Source organism: Polaromonas sp. P1_E1_2, from assembly GCF_056406035.1.
Genome location: NZ_JBFUAZ010000542.1, coordinates 1 through 2931 on the forward strand (window position 1 = coordinate 1; position 2931 = coordinate 2931).

The following is a 2931-nucleotide window of genomic DNA, read 5'->3' on the forward strand; positions in this document are numbered from 1 at the left end:
ATCAGCAACAATGGCCCGATTGACGTGGCCGGCGCCAACAAGGCCACGCACTTCATCCAGCTGATGTGCCAGCTGGGCCACCCCCTCATCTACCTGCAGAACACCACCGGCTATATGGTGGGCAAGGAGAGCGAGCAGGCCGGCATGATCAAGCACGGCTCCAAGATGATCCAGGCGGTGACCAATGCCGCCGTCCCGCAAATCACCATCCAGTGCGGCGCTTCATTTGGCGCGGGCAACTACGGCATGTGCGGCCGCGGCTACGCGCCGCGCTTTCTTTTCACCTGGCCCGGCGCCAAAACGGCGGTGATGGGGGGCGAACAGGCCGCGCGCACCATGCAGATCGTAGGCGAGGCGGCCCTGGCGCGAAAAGGCATCACGCCGGACCCGGCTCAGTCGCAAACCCAGTACGACAAGATCGTCGCCATGTTCGAGGCGCAGGCCGATGTGTTCTACACCTCGGGCCTGGTGCTGGACGACGGCGTCATCGACCCGCGCGACACGCGCGCGGTGCTGGCACAGTGCCTGGCAATGTGCGCCGAGGCCGATGCGCGGCAGCTGAGGCCCATGCAGTTTGGCGTGGCGCGCATGTAGACCGCCTGCAAAAAAGAACCGGAGACAACGAAATGCAATACACGCACGAACACCTTGAAATCCAGAAAACCCTGAAGCGGTTCATTGACGCCGAGATCAATCCGCACGTCGATGAATGGGAAGCCGCTGAAATCTTTCCCGCGCATGAAGTGTTCAAGAAGCTCGGCAACCTGGGCATGCTGGGCCTGACCAAGTCTGAGGAATACGGCGGCGCGGGCCTGGACTACTCCTACGCCATGGCCATGGCCGAAGCGCTGGGCCACATTGATTGCGGCGGCGTGCCCATGGCCATTGGCGTGCAGACCGACATGTGCACGCCGGCACTCGCGCGCTTCGGCAGCGACGAACTCAAGCGCGAATTCCTCGCTCCAGCGATTGCCGGCGATGCCGTCGGCTGCGTCGGTGTGAGCGAGCCGGGTGCGGGCAGCGATGTCGCCTCCATCAAGAGCCATGCCCGCAAGGACGGCGGCGACTACATCGTCAGCGGCCAGAAGATGTGGATCACCAACAGCCTGCAGGCCGACTGGATGTGCATGCTGGTCAACACCGGTGAGGGCCCTGTGCACAAAAACAAGAGCCTGGTCATGGTGCCCATGCGCGACAAGGGCAAGCTGCGCAAAGGCATTGAAGCGGCCAAAAAAATCAAAAAAATCGGCATGAACTCGTCCGACACCGGCCTGATCTACTTTGACGAAGTGCGTGTGCCGCAGCGTTACCTGATCGGCAGCGAAGGCTCGGGCTTTGTCTACCAGATGATGCAGTTCCAGGAAGAGCGCCTGTGGTGCGCAGCCAGCTGCATCCAGTCGCTGTCCAACTGCATTGAATGGACGGTCGAGTGGGCGCATGAGCGCAAGCTTTTCGGCGCCACTCTGGCTGACCAGCAATGGGTGCAGTTCAAGCTTGCCGAGATGAAGACCGAAGTCGAGAGCCTGCGCGCCATGACCTACCGTGCCTGCGAGCTCTATGTGCAGGGCCAGGACGTGACCGAGCTCGCGTCCATGGCCAAGCTCAAGGCCGGGCGGCTCAACCGCCTGGTGCCCGACACCTGCCTGCAGTTCTGGGGCGGCATGGGCTACACCTGGGAGAACAAGGTGGCGCGCATGTTCCGCGACGGCCGGCTCGCTTCCATAGGCGGTGGGGCCGACGAAGTCATGATGGGGATCATCGCCAAAATGATGGGCGTGGCCAAGTCCGGCAAGAAGGGTGGCTGAGTTCATGACCGTGCCTGGCATACGGAGCGGGGCGTCTGCATGAAAAATATCCGCTGCTTGCTGGTGGCCAATCGTGGGGAGATTGCGCGCCGCATCATGCGCACCGCGCGAACCATGGGCATGCAGACGGTGGCGGTGTATTCAGACGCCGACGCCGGTGCGCTGCATGTGCAGGAGGCGGACATCGCCTGTGTGCTGGGAGGTGCCACTTCTGCCGATTCCTATCTGCGCATCGACAAACTGGTTGCTGCGGCCAAGGCCAGCGGCGCCGATGCGGTGCATCCGGGCTACGGTTTCCTCAGCGAGAACGCCGCCTTTGCCGACGCGGTGATTGCTGCGGGGCTGACCTGGGTGGGGCCACCGCCGGCCGCGATCCGGCAGCTCGGCAGCAAGTCGGCTGCCAAGCAACTCGCCGCGGCGCAAGGCGTACCCTGCCTGCCGGGCTACCAGGGTCATGACCAGTCCGACGCGCGCTTTGAAGCCGAAGCCGCGCGCATCGGTTACCCGCTGATGGTCAAGGCCGTGGCGGGCGGCGGTGGGCGCGGCATGCGGCTGGTGCGGGAGGCCGCGCACCTTTCGGCGGCGCTCCAAAGCGCCCGCTCTGAAGCGCTCTCGGCCTTTGGCAGCGGGGAGCTGCTGATGGAGCGGGCTTTGTTAAATCCACGCCATGTCGAGGTGCAGGTGTTTGCCGACGCCCACGGCCATTGCATTCATCTGGGCGAGCGCGACTGCTCGGTGCAACGCCGCCACCAGAAGATCATTGAAGAAACGCCCAGCCCGGCGGTGGATGCTGCGCTGCGTGCGCGCATGTGTGGGGCGGCGGTCGCGCTGGCGCAAGCGGCAGGGTATGTCGGGGCGGGGACGGTAGAGTTTCTTGTCGAGGGCTCTGATTTCTTTTTGATGGAAATGAATACGCGCCTGCAAGTGGAGCACCMCGTCACTGAAGCAGTCACGGGCCTTGATCTCGTYGAATGGCAGCTGCGCGTAGCGCAAGGTGAGCCGCTGCCTCTTGCGCAGGAGCAGGTGGTGTTCAGCGGTCATGCGATTGAGGTGCGCCTGTGTGCCGAAGACGAGAATTTCACGCCGCACACAGGCACGGTCGGGCGCTTTCGTGAACCCGGCGATG

Annotated in this window: 3 protein-coding genes; all 3 read left to right on the plus strand. The window is 63.7% G+C overall.

Translation table 11 applies throughout. The features are described 5' to 3' along the window. On the plus strand, window positions 1-594 hold a 594-nt coding region (locus tag AC1D1P_RS19545; RefSeq protein WP_477674118.1), incomplete at its 5' end, for a carboxyl transferase domain-containing protein. 32 nt (window positions 595-626) lie between these two features. Continuing rightward, entirely contained in the window at window positions 627-1805 is a 1179-nt protein-coding gene (locus AC1D1P_RS19550) for an acyl-CoA dehydrogenase family protein (RefSeq protein WP_477668443.1), read from the plus strand. 39 nt (window positions 1806-1844) lie between these two features. Further along, window positions 1845-2931, plus strand: a 1087-nt coding sequence (locus AC1D1P_RS19555; protein WP_477674119.1) for an acetyl-CoA carboxylase biotin carboxylase subunit, incomplete at its 3' end; no start/stop codon positions are given.